The organism is Pumilibacter muris, from assembly GCF_943193045.1.
In the GTDB taxonomy this organism is placed as follows: Bacteria; Bacillota; Clostridia; order Christensenellales; family Pumilibacteraceae; genus Pumilibacter; species Pumilibacter muris.
Genome location: NZ_CALPCN010000008.1, coordinates 1 through 13,281, shown reverse-complemented (window position 1 = coordinate 13,281; position 13,281 = coordinate 1). Strand labels below are relative to the sequence as shown.

The following is a 13,281-nucleotide window of genomic DNA, read 5'->3' as shown; positions in this document are numbered from 1 at the left end:
TGTTTTTACATTATTTTACATTATGTTGTAATAAATTGTTAGATATTCTTTGCTCAAAGTCAAGTACCCGCAGACTTTAACATAAAACTTGAGACTTTCGAAGACAAATTTTTTTCGGTAACTGACGAAGTTTATACTTAAACCGTAGCTTCCGGTCCCATAAGCCCGATATCGGCAGATTTCGAGGCTATCGCCGTCATAACGTTGTTTGAGCCGCCGCTGTTACTGAGCTTTACGGTTATTCCGTAATCGCCGAAGTAGCCGTTGTTCATGGCAACGTACAGCGGCGCATAGAAGATGCTGTGCGTAACCTCGCTCAGTCGTATAACTTTCTTGTCGTTGTTTTTGTTGCAACCGAGTATAGGAAAGCACAATAATAGTCCGCCCAATACCGTTGCAATCGCTCGTGTTATTTTCTTCATGGTTTTCTCCTTTTCGAATGCTTTTTGCATTCATACCCCATACTATGCGAACGATAAGAAAATAGTGAGTGACTATCGGGCGGCAGTTCGTTTTTAAGTTTTTTTTAAAGTTGCGGGTCTTAAAAACGGTTGCTTTGAACAAGCAAATATGCTATACTGTTCGGGAATAATTACGGAGCGACAAAACCATGAACAAAACTTACGAGCCAAAGAGTTTCGAAGACAAAATTTATGCGCAATGGGAAAGAAAAAAATATTTTTCCGCAAAGCCGAATAAAAAGAAAAAGCCTTTTACTATAGTAATTCCGCCGCCCAACATAACCGGACAGCTTCATATAGGGCATGCGCTTAACGATACGATTCAAGATTCGATAATTCGTTATAAACGTATGCGCGGTTTCGAGGCGTTGTGGCTTCCAGGCACAGACCATGCGTCTATTGCCACCGAAGTAAAAATAACGGAAGCTATGGCAAAAGAGGGAGTCACAAAACAACAGCTCGGGCGCGACGGCTTTTTAAAACGCGCCTATGAATGGAAAGAAAAATACGGCGGCAGAATCGTGGAGCAGTTCAAAAAAATGGGCTTTTCTTGCGATTGGGACAGGCTCGCTTTTACAATGGACGAGCGCTGCAACCGTGCCGTGCGCGAAGTATTCGTCAATCTCTATAATAAAGGACTGATTTATCGCGGCAGTCGCATAATAAACTGGTGCCCCTGCTGTAAGACCGCTATATCCGACGCCGAAGTGGAATACGAACCGTCGCAATCGCATTTGTGGCACATACGCTATAAAATAGACGGGGAAGACGGCTACGTTACCGTTGCCACTACTCGCCCCGAAACCATGCTCGGCGACACCGCCGTTGCCGTGAATCCCGCCGATAAACGTTATTCTCGCGTTATAGGCAAAATGCTTGTTTTGCCGCTAACGGGCAGAAAGATTCCCGTAATTGCCGACGAATACGTTGAGAGCGGATTCGGAACGGGCGCCGTAAAAATTACCCCCGCGCACGACCCCAACGATTTCGAGGTGGGGCAGCGCCACAACCTCGAAGTGATACGCATTATGAACGACGACGGAACAATGGCGGAAAACGCCGGTGTTTATGCGGGGTTAGAACGTTTCGAAGCGCGCAAACGAATTGTCGCCGACCTCGAAGAGCAAGGTTTGTTGGCGAAAATAGAAGCGCACGAAAACAACGTGGGCCATTGCTACCGTTGCCACACCGTTATAGAGCCGCTTGTATCAAAGCAATGGTTTGTTAAGATGAAGCCGCTTGCCGAGCCCGCCGTTAAGGTGGCGAAAGACAAAACTGTGGAATTCGTTCCCGAGCGGTTTAAAAAAGTCTATCTGCATTGGATGGAAAATATCCGCGATTGGTGCATAAGCCGTCAGCTTTGGTGGGGGCACCGCATACCCGCTTTTTATTGCGATAAGTGCGGAAAAATGACGGTGAGCAAAGAGGTTATTAAAAAATGCCCTCATTGCGGCGGTTCCGTAAAACAAGACGAGGACGTTCTCGACACTTGGTTCAGTTCGGCGCTTTGGCCGTTTTCCACTCTCGGATTCCCCGATAAAACCCCCGAGCTCGAATATTTTTATCCCACCGACGTGCTCGTTACCGCCTACGACATTATATTTTTCTGGGTGGCGCGCATGATTTTTTCGGGACTCGAACACATGGGCGAGGTTCCGTTCAATAAAGTTTTAATTCACGGAATAGTGCGCGATTCGCAGGGGCGCAAGATGAGCAAATCGCTCGGCAACGGCGTTGACCCTTTGGAAATAATAGAGAGTTACGGAGCCGACCCGCTGAGAATGTCTTTGGTTTGCGGAATATCCGCCGGCGGCGACATTCGCTTTTCAACCGAGAAACTCGACGGCTACCGCAACTTTATGAACAAGTTGTGGAATGCGGCGCGTTTTACGGTTTTAAATCTTGAAAACGCTCGCGCTTTGCCGCTCTCTCAAATTAAGCTTACTTTGGCTGATAAATGGATACTCACAAAGTTGGACGACGCGATAAAGCTTTCTGTAAAATACATGGATAAATACGAGGTGGGGCTTTGCGCCGCTTCGCTCTATGATTTTGTATGGAACGATTTTTGCGATTGGTTCATTGAACTCAGTAAAACCCGTCTTTACAGCACCGACGAAGCCGACCGCAACGGAGCCGCAAGCGTGTTGGTGTATGTTTTGCGCAATATTTTGAAATTGCTGCATCCCATAATTCCGTTCGTAACCGAAGAAATATACGGTTGCTTGCCTAATAACGACGCCGAAAGTATAATGATTAGCGAATATCCTTTAAAGGCTCCGCGTTATACGGCGGCTAAAAAGCAAATGGAGAGCATAAAAGAAATTATTACGCGCATAAGAACGTTGCGCGCGGATATGAAAGTTCCCTCTAATAAACGAACGGCGTTGTGGTTGTGTCCTGCCGAAGGCTGCGAAAAGTTGATTAAATCGGGCGCGGGATATATAGAAAAACTTGCGGGCGGAAATAGCGTGCTGTTCGGAAAGCCGGAAGGAAAAAGCGCGACTGTTTCAACTGCGTGGACGGAAGTGTATATACCTATGGGTGAGCTTGTAAACCCGTCGGACGAGCTCGAGCGGCTAAGTAAAGAGTTGGAAACTTGCTTGTCGGAACTTGCGCGCGCGGAAGGCAAACTTAAAAACGAGGGTTTTGTAAAAAAAGCGCCGCCTAAGCTTATAGAAGAAGAAAAGCAAAAGGTTGAAAAGTATTCGGAGCTTAAAAAGAAAATAGAAACGGCTATTAACGAAATAAAAAACATATAACAAAAAGAGCCTTTGCCGAATAATCGGCGAAGGCTCTTTTACAAAACGTTATAAATATGGTTTTGTCGTCGTTTAAACTTTTGTCAGCGTTTTTCTTTTTCGTCGGGATGAGCTTTGCGCTCTTTGTAATCTATAAGCGCTTTTGCGAGTTGGTCGGGGCAGGAGGTGCGCTCGCGGCATATAATGCCTCCGAGTTTTTCGATTAGGTCGTCTATTTTCTGCCCGACCGCAAGTTTGGCTATGCCTTGCAAGTTGCCGCTGCAACCGTTGATAAACTTGACGCTCGTAAGAATTTCATTGTCGTCCACTTCGAAGATAATTTGGCGGCAGCAGGTTTTTTGAGTGCGGAAAGATTCCATTTTAGGTTCTCCTTTTTTTGCTTTTTCGGAATCGGCAAAAGTTTTCGCCGATTTTGTTTCCAAAGTTTGTCAGTCTATAAGTTGTTCGTGCAGGGAATAAAAGATTTGCGCGGCTTTTTCTTCCCATTTGTTATACACTAATTTTGCGGTGTGGCGGTTCGATACGTTAAGCTTTATTTCAAGCATCGTTTGCGCGGGGTCCATAATTTTTAGCTGAACGGTGTAGCTTCCGTCGGCGTTTTTATAGTAATTTCTGAAATATTCTTGCTTGCGCCTGAAACTCATGCGCTTTTCTTTTATGTAGTCGGTAATTTCGGCGCGCAAAGACGAGGGAATACGAGTGTAAAAATGAGAAAGACACATTCTGCCGTCGGGCGTTATATTGTAATACACTTTGTTTTCGTGCACCGATTGATATATAAAACCCGTTTCCAAAAGCTGAGCGACCGTTTCTTTGCATTCCATCCACGGAATCCACGAGTTGGAGGACGAGCAAATATTCAAAACGGTATCTTCCATTATGGGAAAATCCATTTTGTCGAAAACGAACAACATAATTAACTTGTTGACGGTCGTATTTCCCGACAGCTCCATTGCCTGCTTTCCCTTTTTTCACCGTAAAAATCTTTCGGCGGTTTATAATGAGGTCTATTCAGTATAGCACATTCGCAAAAAAAAGACAACCGCTTTTCTGCATTTTTCTTCTTTTTTTTACATTTGGAATACTTTGGTAAAATATAAAAAGGGGAACAAAACGTTTTTAAGATTAAATTGTTTGCCATTTTTCTCTCGTTTTGCTATACTGAATGCATGACCACTAAACGACTTGTGCGAATAAGTTATTTTACAATGCTCACGGTAATAGGCGGGCTTATTCGCATACCCGTGCCGCTTACCCCTATAAGGTTTACGTTGCAAGCGTTGTTTGTTGCTGCGTCGGGGCTTGTGCTCGGCGGACGCGACGGAGCTTTCGCTCAAATCGCATACGCGGTGTTGGGGCTTGTAGGGTTGCCTATATTTACTACGGGCGGCGGCATAGGCTATGTTTTCGAACCGTCTTTCGGGTATATTCTCGGCTTTCCGTTGCAAGCTTTTATAACGGGCTTTTTGGTAGGGCGCAAAAAAACTCTCAGCGTTTTAAAATTGTTTTTGTGTGCGTTTGCGGGATTGGTCGCTTCATACTTGCTCGGCATCGCGTATCAGGTTATGATTCTTACCCTTGTTTCGCACAGCGCTTTTGCCGCCGCTCTCGCTACCGTTCCGAGCGTTCTTTTAATGCTTGTTAAAGATGCGGTGCTAATATACTTGCTTTGCTTGCTCTATCCCAAAATAATGAATCTTATAGGAAAAGCGAACGAGAAAGCGAAAACGCAGGAAAACGTTCAAACCGAATTAAAACGGGAACAACCGCAGCCCGAAGGGGAAGACGGAGCCGACGCGCCGGAACCCGCGCCGCCAAAAAATCCCGTGCCCGAACCTGCGGGGTTAATAAAACCGTAAAAAATTCTTTAAAACCGAGTCGAAATTCGATTCGGTTTTTTATTTGTGCGCATAAATTATTATAAATTCCGCGCTTTGTATAATTTTAGGATTAAAAGACGAAAAATAAAATAAATACCCGAAATAATCCGATTGTGCTTAAAGCGGATAAAACATTATCGCAATTACGCTCGAAAAATGTAGAAAAAAGTAGAAAAACGAATAAATTTGTTTGACAGTCGGGGGGGGGTCGCTGTTATAATAGCTATTAAATACAAACGGAGGAATAAGTTTAAAGGTGGAAAATTTGCGTAAAAAAATATTGATAGGCATTATGGTTATGCTTATTGTTTTTGTTGCGGGCGCGTGCGAAAATAAATCGACCGATAATGCCGCTCCCGTAATTTCGGGTGTGGAAGCCGTTTTTATAGATAGGGAAACGGATACACTCGATTTGTTTGACGGCGTTGTTGCCATAGACGAAGAAGATTCGGGCGTTCAAACCGATGTGACGGAGAATGTGACTGTTACTTTGCCGCCGCAAGCTACGCGAGACGGCAACAAAGTTAAATTCAATCAATGCGGCGATTATGAAATTAAATATTCGGTTAAAGATAATGCGGGTAACGAGAAGATTGTAAACCGTCCGGTGAAAGTTCGTAATATTTATAATATGTATTGCGTAAACGCCACTTTGCCCGTGCTGTATTGCGCGTTGGATATGGTTACGAACAACTATAAATCAATACTTACTTTTACGCGTAAAGATACTATAAATATGGAGGCGCTCGATAGCAAACGATTTATATATGCCGAAAACGGCGCCGAAGATATAAATTTGTCTTTTGCGAAAGGAATGGCGGTAGGAATTGCGAAGGAAGACGAACACAGTTATTTCAGACTTTTTCTTAACGACGCTTTCAATCAAATTGAAATTTTTACTTTTATACAACACAACATTCCGCAAGAGCGCTACGAGGTGAAACTTGTTTCCGATGGTTCGTGGACGTATAACACCGCTTTCCCGTATAGAGAAGAGAACGCATACAATGTGTGGGAAGCTAACAGCCGCATTTACAACGGCGTTATGGAAAAGGCTAAGGCGGGAGAGTTTAACAGGGAAGACAACGGAAGATTCAATATAAATTTCGAAGGGACCGTAGTGGGTTCGCATTATTATAGCGATGCTCAATTAAGCCAAATGGCAATAATGGCGGCTCAGCGCCCCAACACCGAATTATGGTGCGCGTATCCCGAAACGCTTGATTCCGCCGATTCTCGCGTTCAAGCCGAAATAGATAAGGCGCACATGCCCAAAATGGAACCCGACGTAATGTACGAAGCTCTTTCGAACGAGCAGAAAAACGAGTTTTTAAAGATTGTGAACTTTGATAAAGACGAATTCGATAAAAACTATTTCGACAAAGACGGAGATTATTTGATTGTAACGGGAACCAACCCTTTTAGCGGCAGTTTTACCGACGAAGAATTCGCAGATATTTTGAATCGCATAGGAAACGAATATTCCGATTACAATATTCTCTATAAACCTCATCCGTCCGCAGTTACGCCGCCGTCCGATTTTGTAAAAGTGAACGAATGGTTAACTGAAAACAACGTTAAAATACTTCCGGGCAGACTGCCTATGGAAGTTATATCGTGGGTTTATTCCGACGTGGCGATGGGCGGATTCGATTCGTCGCTTTTTATGTCGGTTCCTCAGGGTAACACAAAGTTTTTCATTGCCGAAAGCGCCGACAGTTTGTCTGTTCTCACAAAACAGCTTTATAACGACGGCGTGTTCGGCACACCCGAATTTTATTGGAAGACTGCGGCAAACGACTGAATTATTATATAACAGAAAACGGGACTCGCAAATATAGCGAATCCCGTTTTTTATGTTTGAAAAATTATTTATGTACTATGCTTTTCCGTTGCAGCCGAGCACGTTCACAAGTTTGTGTTTTACGCACTGCTTAATCATTTCGCGGGCGGGGGAAAGATACTGACGGGGGTCGAAGTGGGCGGGGTTTTCGTTAAAGTGTTTGCGCACCGCCGCAGTGAACGCCATGCGAAGGTCGGAATCTATGTTTATTTTGCAAACCGCCATGCTCGCCGCTTTTCTGAGCATTTCTTCGGGTACGCCTTTTGCTCCCGGCATAGAACCGCCGTTCGCCTGAATTATTTGAACGTATTCTGGAAGCACGCTGCTTGCGCCGTGAAGCACAATAGGGAATTTGGGAAGCCTTTTTGCAACTTCTTCCAAAATATCGAATCTAAGTTTTGCGTCGCCTTTGAATTTGAACGCGCCGTGACTTGTCCCGATTGCAATGGCAAGGCTGTCTACGCCCGTTTTTGAAACGAATTCTTCAACCTGACTCGGGTCGGTGTAGCAAGCGTTGGCGTCGGATACGTTTACGTCGTCTTCTATTCCCGCAAGACGTCCGAGCTCGGCTTCTACCACAACTCCTCTGTCGTGCGCGTATTTAACAACTTGCGAAGTGATTTTAATGTTTTCCGCAAAGGTGTGGTGGCTCGCGTCTATCATTACCGAAGTAAAGCCGTCTTCAATGGCGGATACGCAAAGCTCGTAGGTGTCGCCGTGGTCGAGGTGCAAACAGATGGGAAGCCCCGAATCTTCTACTGCGGCTTCAACAAGCTTTTTAAGGTAGCGGGGATTTGCGTATTTGCGCGCGCCGGAGCTGACTTGCAGAATAAGGGGAGCGTTTTCTTCTTTGCCCGCTTCCACGATTCCCTGAATCATCTCCATGTTGTTCACGTTAAAAGCGCCGATTGCATAACCGCCCTCATACGCCTTACGGAACATTTCCTTTGTTGTAACTAATGGCATAAAAATACCTCCGAGTTTTTTGATACGGCATAATTATACTATATATTGCGGTATTTGGAAAGCAAATCGACTAAATAAATTGACTTTTTTTTCTCGCGGTAATATAATTAAAAAGAAGTATTTACAGTAAAGTTAAGAGAGGTATAATTATTATGCTTGACCCCCGCGTTGAAAAACTTGCCGAAAACCTTGTGAATTATTCGTTAAAGGTTAAAAAGGGCGAAAAGGTTTTAATAGAGCTTTTCGATACCGACAGCCAAATTGCGGTTGAACTCGTGAAAAAAGTTTACGCGGTAGGCGGACAACCTTTTGTAGAACTTTACGACGATAAAGTTCAGCGCGCGGTGTTAATGGGCGGAAGCGACAAATATTTTAAAAATCTTTGTAAATATGCGATTTACCGCATGGAAGACATGGATTGTTATATAGGGGTTCGCGGTTCTAACAATTCTTACGAAAAAAGCGACGTTCCGAGCGAACAAACCGAAAAATATTCTGTGCTTTTCAGTCATCCCGTTCATCACAACACGCGCGTTTGCAAAACGCGTTGGGTGGTGTTGCGCTATCCTAACGATTCTATGGCTCAACTTGCGGGAATGTCAACCGAAAAATTCGAGGATTTTTATTTTAACGTTTGCAACCTCGATTATTCCAAAATGGATAAAGCTATGGATTCGCTCAAAGCTCTTATGGATAAAACGGATAAAGTGCGTATTATTGCGCGCGACACCGACCTTAGTTTTTCTATAAAAGGAATAGGCGCTGTAAAATGCGCGGGAGAAATGAATATCCCCGACGGCGAAGTTTACACCGCTCCTGTGCGAAACAGCGTGAACGGCGTTATTCACTACAACGCGCCGAGCATTGAAAACGGAATTAAGTTCGAAGACGTGCGCCTTGTTTTTAAAAACGGCAAAATCGTGGAATCCACAAGTAATTTCACCGAAAAGAGCAACGCCATTTTCGACACCGACGAGGGCGCCCGATACGTCGGCGAATTTGCGATAGGAGTAAATCCTTATGTGGTTCAACCTATGGGCGACATACTTTTCGACGAAAAAATATCGGGTTCGATTCACTTTACTCCCGGCGCGTGCTACGACGACGCGCCAAACGGCAACGCGAGCGCGGTGCATTGGGACCTTGTTTTAATTCAAACTCCAGAATACGGCGGCGGTGAAATTTGGTTCGACGACGTGCTTATTCGCAAAGACGGAAGGTTTGTGTTGCCCGAACTCGAATGTCTCAATCCCGAAAATCTTAAATAAGGGGCGGCGGTATGGTTGAAGTAAAAACTATTTTAAATCAAAATCTTATAAAAAAATTTAACGCCGACCAAGCGAAAAGCAAAGTTTGGTTTGTGTTTGCTCTTACCGCGATTTTTTTCGCGTTGGGTATAGTTTGTTTTTTCGTTAAAGTTATAGATAATTTTTACGGCGTTTTCTTAATTATAGTTGGTCTGCTTTTGCCCGTAATATATTTTTTAACTGTTCGAATACTTATGAACCGCACGCTCAAAAGTTCGCCTATATTGAAAAACGAAACCACTCAGGTGTGGCGTTTTCTCGACGATAAAATAATTTTCAACGAGTCGGGCAAATATGTTGAGGCGCGCGACACTCAATTCAGTTACGAGGAAATCCATAAGGTTGAGGAAAACGAAACGGCTTTCTATATTTACGTTAGCAAAATGCAGGCTTACATTATAGATGCCAAAGGCTTTAATATGGGCTCGCGGCATGATTTGCACCGACTGCTTTTAGATAAAGTGGGAAGCAAGAAATATAAGTATTCTAAAAGACTGTATGCGAAAAAATGATTGATTTGTCCGAAAACGTAAAAATGTCGTTCGGAGCGAAATACGTTGCCGAAGATACGGCTTCGTATATGCTCTATAAATTCGACCGCTCGGTACTTGACGGAAGAGCGGTGCCTATGGAGCGCCTTGCGCGCTGCTTGGGGCTTGAAGTTGCTTGCGAGTATGTTTGCGGCGACTGCACGGAATCGCTCGGCATAGTTGCTTTCGAGCCTCAAAGGGTGTATTTTAAAGACAGGTGCAAAGATTTTTCCGTTCCCACTGCGGTGGTGGAGCGCGACATTATAGACAGGGGAGAGAGCGGACTTTACAGCCTTACCCTTGCTTTGATGTGCGCCGAGTTTCTTTTTTACGGCACGCGTCACAAATTGAACGAAAACGGACAGCTTTCTTTCGGGTTCGAAACAGTAGCTTCTCGAAACAACAGAAAAATAGTTCTTTCCGAAGCGTTCGAAGAAATAGTTGCGGAGCGCGACGGGGCGGCGGGATTTGCGTTAAAACTTTTGTTGCCTAAAAACGGATTTAAACGGCAGGTTGCCGAAATATATTCGGAACTCGGAATAAATCGGGCGACTCTCGACGAAGAACAACATTTGCCGCTTGTGCTTGCCACTTTGTCGGAGCGTTACAACGTGCCCGAACTTGCCGTTATGGCGCGTTTGCGTCAGCTAAACTTGTGTTAGCCGATTTTCCGATATTTTTTTAAAACCTTGTCAATTCGCTTGCAAAAAAAGCGAAAAACGTATATTATATAGTTGCAAATAAAAATTATTTTTGGAGGAAACCAAAAACATGGCAAACAAAGAAGTTATAAAAGTCGGCATCAACGGCTTCGGCAGAATCGGCCGCCTTGTGTTCCGCGCGTCGCTCAAACGTAAAGACGTTGAAGTGGTGGGCGTAAACGACCCTTTCCTTGACCCCGCTTATGCGGCGTATATGCTGAAATACGACACCATGCACGGCAAATACGAGGGCAAAATCGAAGTTACCGACAAAGGTCTTGTGGTAGACGGACAGTCCGTTCGTTTCTTTGCCGAAAAAGACCCTGCCGCTATCGATTGGAAAAGCTGCGGCGCCGAATATATCGTTGAATCCACAGGCGTGTTCTGCACCACCGAAAAAGCTTCGGCTCACTTCAAAGGCGGCGCTAAGAAAGTTGTTATTTCCGCTCCCGCGAAAGACAAAGAGACGCCCACGTTCGTTTGCGGCGTAAACACCGACAAATACACTTCGGATATGAAAGTTGTTTCCAACGCTTCTTGCACCACCAACTGCTTGGCTCCGCTCACCAAAGTTTTGCAAGATAACTACGGAATCGTTGAGGGGCTCATGACCACCGTTCACTCCACAACCGCCACTCAAAAGACGGTTGACGGTCCTTCGATGAAAGATTGGCGCGGAGGTCGCGCGGCGGCTGGTAACATCATTCCTTCGTCTACCGGCGCCGCAAAAGCTTGCGCGCTTGTTATTCCCGAAGTGAAAGGCAAACTCACGGGCATGTCGTTCCGCGTTCCCACGCTCGACGTTTCCGTCGTTGACCTTACGGTTAAACTTGCGAAACCCACCACTTACGAAGATATTTGCGCAAAAATCAAGAAAGCAAGCGAAACCACAATGAAAGGCATTTTAGGTTACACCGACGAAGACGTTGTTTCGAGCGACTTCCTTACCGACCCGCACACCTCGATATTCGACGCCAAAGCGGGTATCGCGCTTAACGAAACATTCTATAAGCTCGTTTCTTGGTACGATAACGAATGGGGTTATTCCAATAAGTGTCTCGACCTTATCGCCCACATGTACGCGGTAGACAACAAGTAATAGGGTAGAATAATAAAATATAACGAAACAACAAAACCTCTCTCTTACGGTAAGAGAGAGGTTTTTGCGTTTTAGAATAAATTGTGTTTAAAAAATGTCCTTTTCTTGTTTTATGATTGCATATTTAGAAATATTCATTCCTTTATTTAATTCTGTAACATATGTTGTTTTTAAACCTGATGCTTGAATTATGTCGTTGGCTGTATATCCGTTTTCTTTGATTATGTCAGCATATTTAATGCCGAAAACATGAATCATGAGCACTTTTTCATTATATTGTGCGTTCTCGTACATAATTTTTAATTTTTGCCCTAAAAAAGTTTTTGAGCAAATCATTTATAAATACTCCTTCATTTGAAAACCTTAATGCAAAAAAGCGACGCAATCGTCGCTTTTGGTAGGAATGAGTGGACTCGAACCACCGACCCCCACCTTATCAGGGTGGTGCTCTAACCTGCTGAGCTACATTCCTTTATCATTATGTAATTTTATTTCCACCTTATACTCGCTTTGCTCGTGCTTCGTAGCAGTTGGTGGAACTTTAACCTGCTGAGCTACATTCCTATACAGTAATAAATAAATTGTCGTTTGCGGTAAAAATATTTTGTGGTGGAGGTAAGCGGATTCGAACCGCTGACCCCCTGCTTGCAGGGCAGGTGCTCTACCAGCTGAGCTATACCCCCACAGGGTTTGCCGCAAACGACAGCTTAAATATAATATCAAATAAATAGTTATTTGTCAAATATTATTCGCGCGTTTTTTGAAAAAAATGCGCGTCTTTTTCAGTGTCTGTCTTTGCGGTGTTTGCGTTTGTGCTTTTTATCTTGCTTATCGTCGGATTCTTCCAAAAGTTCAACTTCTCGGATTTCTACGGATTTGCGTTCGAATTCGTCGGGAACATGAATTTCGTTTCCGAAAGAGTCATAATATTTCGGGTCGTATTCGTAGCCGTTGTCTCCGTCGTCGAATTCGCCGAAAAAGCCGCTTAAAAGGTCCTCGAGCCCTCCGAATATGCTTCCTCCGAAAAGCCCTCCGAATATTCCGCCTCCGCCCGCACGGGAAATATGTACGTCGTCGGGGTGGATTTCGCGCCGCTCGGTTTTTTGTTCGTGCTCCTTTTCTATTTTCTCGGGGTCGATGGGAATCACGCCTTTGCTTGTGTATCCGCAACGGAGACATTTAGCGCGCTTTCCCATATCGTGCCCGCATTGAGGACATTTCATGCTTATGAGCCACTTCCTGAAATATTGATGTTTCTTTGTTTGTAATAGTATCACTTTAACTAAAAAAAGTCAAGAATATAGGGTTTGTTGAAAAAGAAAAAACAAAGAGTTTTGATTAGTTAAAAAAAACTTTTACAATTTTCGCATATTTTTTTTGCAAAATCCCTTGACATTGCCGTTTATATATGATATTATTAACAAGCTATCGCGTTTGATAGCCGTTTGTTTGGGCGAGTGTCGCCGCCATGTATTGTGTTGCAATACCGCTGGGCATAATAGATAACGGGTTTGTTCGTATCGACTTATGCTTTTTTTATTACCTGTTTAGGGTAACGAAAACAAACGTATTGTTATTCGCACATTGACAACTGCATAGAAGAAGAAAAGAAATCAATATTAAAAGAGCAAGAAAGGTAATAGGCAAGAACATAGAAAGATATTGAAGTCTTGTAATTCAGAGAAACCAAAAAAGAACTGAAAAAGAATTGAGTAGGTCAAGGAATATTGAC

The 13,281-nt window shown here is 44.0% G+C and carries 13 protein-coding genes and 2 tRNA genes; 7 read left to right on the top strand and 8 right to left on the bottom strand.

The window, feature by feature from the left end; all coding sequences use genetic code 11:
* Positions 1-137: 137 nt before the first annotated feature.
* Positions 138-422, bottom strand: a complete 285-nt coding sequence (locus NFR62_RS08930) for an ABC transporter substrate-binding protein (RefSeq protein WP_251617598.1) — start codon at positions 420-422, stop codon at positions 138-140.
* 188 nt (positions 423-610) lie between these two features.
* Here NFR62_RS08930 and NFR62_RS08925 point away from each other — a divergent pair, with 188 nt between their 5' ends.
* Positions 611-3,223 (top strand): valine--tRNA ligase, encoded by a 2,613-nt coding sequence (locus NFR62_RS08925; RefSeq protein ID WP_251617597.1) that lies wholly within the window; start codon positions 611-613, stop codon positions 3,221-3,223.
* Positions 3,224-3,306: 83 nt separating this feature from the next.
* Here the strand turns inward: NFR62_RS08925 and NFR62_RS08920 are convergent, their stop codons facing one another.
* Together NFR62_RS08920 and NFR62_RS08915 are read right to left on the bottom strand one after the other, a co-directional pair.
* Entirely contained in the window at positions 3,307-3,582 is a 276-nt protein-coding gene (locus NFR62_RS08920; protein WP_251617592.1) for a TIGR03905 family TSCPD domain-containing protein, read from the bottom strand.
* Positions 3,583-3,651: 69 nt separating this feature from the next.
* The gene (locus NFR62_RS08915; protein ID WP_251617590.1) at positions 3,652-4,176 is read right to left on the bottom strand and encodes a DUF4364 family protein; all 525 of its coding nucleotides are present in this window, start codon (positions 4,174-4,176) and stop codon (positions 3,652-3,654) included.
* Positions 4,177-4,392: 216 nt separating this feature from the next.
* Between NFR62_RS08915 and NFR62_RS08910 the strand changes: the two genes are divergently transcribed.
* Together NFR62_RS08910 and NFR62_RS08905 are read left to right on the top strand one after the other, a co-directional pair.
* Positions 4,393-5,082 carry a biotin transporter BioY gene (locus NFR62_RS08910; RefSeq protein ID WP_251617588.1) on the top strand — a complete coding sequence of 230 codons (690 nt, stop codon included), beginning with the start codon at positions 4,393-4,395 and terminating at the stop codon, positions 5,080-5,082.
* Between the two features lie 286 nt (positions 5,083-5,368).
* On the top strand, positions 5,369-6,907 hold the full coding sequence (locus tag NFR62_RS08905; protein ID WP_251617586.1) for an immunoglobulin-like domain-containing protein: 1,539 nt from the start codon (positions 5,369-5,371) through the stop codon (positions 6,905-6,907).
* Positions 6,908-6,982: 75 nt separating this feature from the next.
* Here the strand turns inward: NFR62_RS08905 and fba are convergent, their stop codons facing one another.
* Positions 6,983-7,912 carry a class II fructose-1,6-bisphosphate aldolase gene (fba, locus tag NFR62_RS08900; RefSeq protein ID WP_251617584.1) on the bottom strand — a complete coding sequence of 310 codons (930 nt, stop codon included), beginning with the start codon at positions 7,910-7,912 and terminating at the stop codon, positions 6,983-6,985.
* Positions 7,913-8,064: 152 nt separating this feature from the next.
* Here fba and NFR62_RS08895 point away from each other — a divergent pair, with 152 nt between their 5' ends.
* From NFR62_RS08895 to gap, 4 genes are all read left to right on the top strand, one after another.
* Positions 8,065-9,180: an aminopeptidase gene (locus NFR62_RS08895; RefSeq protein WP_251617582.1), complete on the top strand. Its 1,116-nt coding sequence runs from the start codon at positions 8,065-8,067 to the stop codon at positions 9,178-9,180.
* 11 nt (positions 9,181-9,191) lie between these two features.
* On the top strand, positions 9,192-9,731 hold the full coding sequence (locus NFR62_RS08890) for a YcxB family protein (protein WP_251617580.1): 540 nt from the start codon (positions 9,192-9,194) through the stop codon (positions 9,729-9,731).
* On the top strand, positions 9,728-10,411 hold the full coding sequence (locus NFR62_RS08885; RefSeq protein WP_251617578.1) for a hypothetical protein: 684 nt from the start codon (positions 9,728-9,730) through the stop codon (positions 10,409-10,411). The genes NFR62_RS08890 and NFR62_RS08885 overlap by 4 nt, the downstream gene beginning before the upstream one ends.
* A gap of 109 nt (positions 10,412-10,520) precedes the next feature.
* Positions 10,521-11,549 carry a type I glyceraldehyde-3-phosphate dehydrogenase gene (gene gap / locus NFR62_RS08880; RefSeq protein WP_251617576.1) on the top strand — a complete coding sequence of 343 codons (1,029 nt, stop codon included), beginning with the start codon at positions 10,521-10,523 and terminating at the stop codon, positions 11,547-11,549.
* An 87-nt stretch (positions 11,550-11,636) separates the two neighbouring features.
* Here gap and NFR62_RS08875 read toward each other — a convergent pair whose 3' ends face one another.
* From NFR62_RS08875 to NFR62_RS08860, 4 genes are all read right to left on the bottom strand, one after another.
* Positions 11,637-11,885 carry an HTH-like domain-containing protein gene (locus NFR62_RS08875; RefSeq protein ID WP_251617574.1) on the bottom strand — a complete coding sequence of 83 codons (249 nt, stop codon included), beginning with the start codon at positions 11,883-11,885 and terminating at the stop codon, positions 11,637-11,639.
* Between the two features lie 59 nt (positions 11,886-11,944).
* Positions 11,945-12,021 (bottom strand) — tRNA-Ile (locus tag NFR62_RS08870).
* A gap of 135 nt (positions 12,022-12,156) precedes the next feature.
* Positions 12,157-12,232, bottom strand: a tRNA-Ala gene (locus NFR62_RS08865).
* 99 nt (positions 12,233-12,331) lie between these two features.
* On the bottom strand, positions 12,332-12,772 hold the full coding sequence (locus tag NFR62_RS08860) for a hypothetical protein (protein WP_251617572.1): 441 nt from the start codon (positions 12,770-12,772) through the stop codon (positions 12,332-12,334).
* Positions 12,773-13,281 lie beyond the last annotated feature (509 nt).

Bases quoted from the DNA above. Each gene is read 5' to 3' on its own strand.
- NFR62_RS08930 (WP_251617598.1), bottom strand. From the start codon at position 422: ATGAAGAAAATAACACGAGCGATTGCAACGGTATTGGGCGGACTATTA.
- NFR62_RS08925 (WP_251617597.1), top strand. From the start codon at position 611: ATGAACAAAACTTACGAGCCAAAGAGTTTCGAAGACAAAATTTATGCG.
- NFR62_RS08920 (WP_251617592.1), bottom strand. From the start codon at position 3,582: ATGGAATCTTTCCGCACTCAAAAAACCTGCTGCCGCCAAATTATCTTC.
- NFR62_RS08915 (WP_251617590.1), bottom strand. From the start codon at position 4,176: ATGGAGCTGTCGGGAAATACGACCGTCAACAAGTTAATTATGTTGTTC.
- NFR62_RS08910 (WP_251617588.1), top strand. From the start codon at position 4,393: ATGACCACTAAACGACTTGTGCGAATAAGTTATTTTACAATGCTCACG.
- fba (WP_251617584.1), bottom strand. From the start codon at position 7,912: ATGCCATTAGTTACAACAAAGGAAATGTTCCGTAAGGCGTATGAGGGC.
- NFR62_RS08895 (WP_251617582.1), top strand. From the start codon at position 8,065: ATGCTTGACCCCCGCGTTGAAAAACTTGCCGAAAACCTTGTGAATTAT.
- NFR62_RS08890 (WP_251617580.1), top strand. From the start codon at position 9,192: ATGGTTGAAGTAAAAACTATTTTAAATCAAAATCTTATAAAAAAATTT.
- NFR62_RS08885 (WP_251617578.1), top strand. From the start codon at position 9,728: ATGATTGATTTGTCCGAAAACGTAAAAATGTCGTTCGGAGCGAAATAC.
- gap (WP_251617576.1), top strand. From the start codon at position 10,521: ATGGCAAACAAAGAAGTTATAAAAGTCGGCATCAACGGCTTCGGCAGA.
- NFR62_RS08875 (WP_251617574.1), bottom strand. From the start codon at position 11,885: ATGATTTGCTCAAAAACTTTTTTAGGGCAAAAATTAAAAATTATGTAC.
- NFR62_RS08860 (WP_251617572.1), bottom strand. From the start codon at position 12,772: ATGAAATGTCCTCAATGCGGGCACGATATGGGAAAGCGCGCTAAATGT.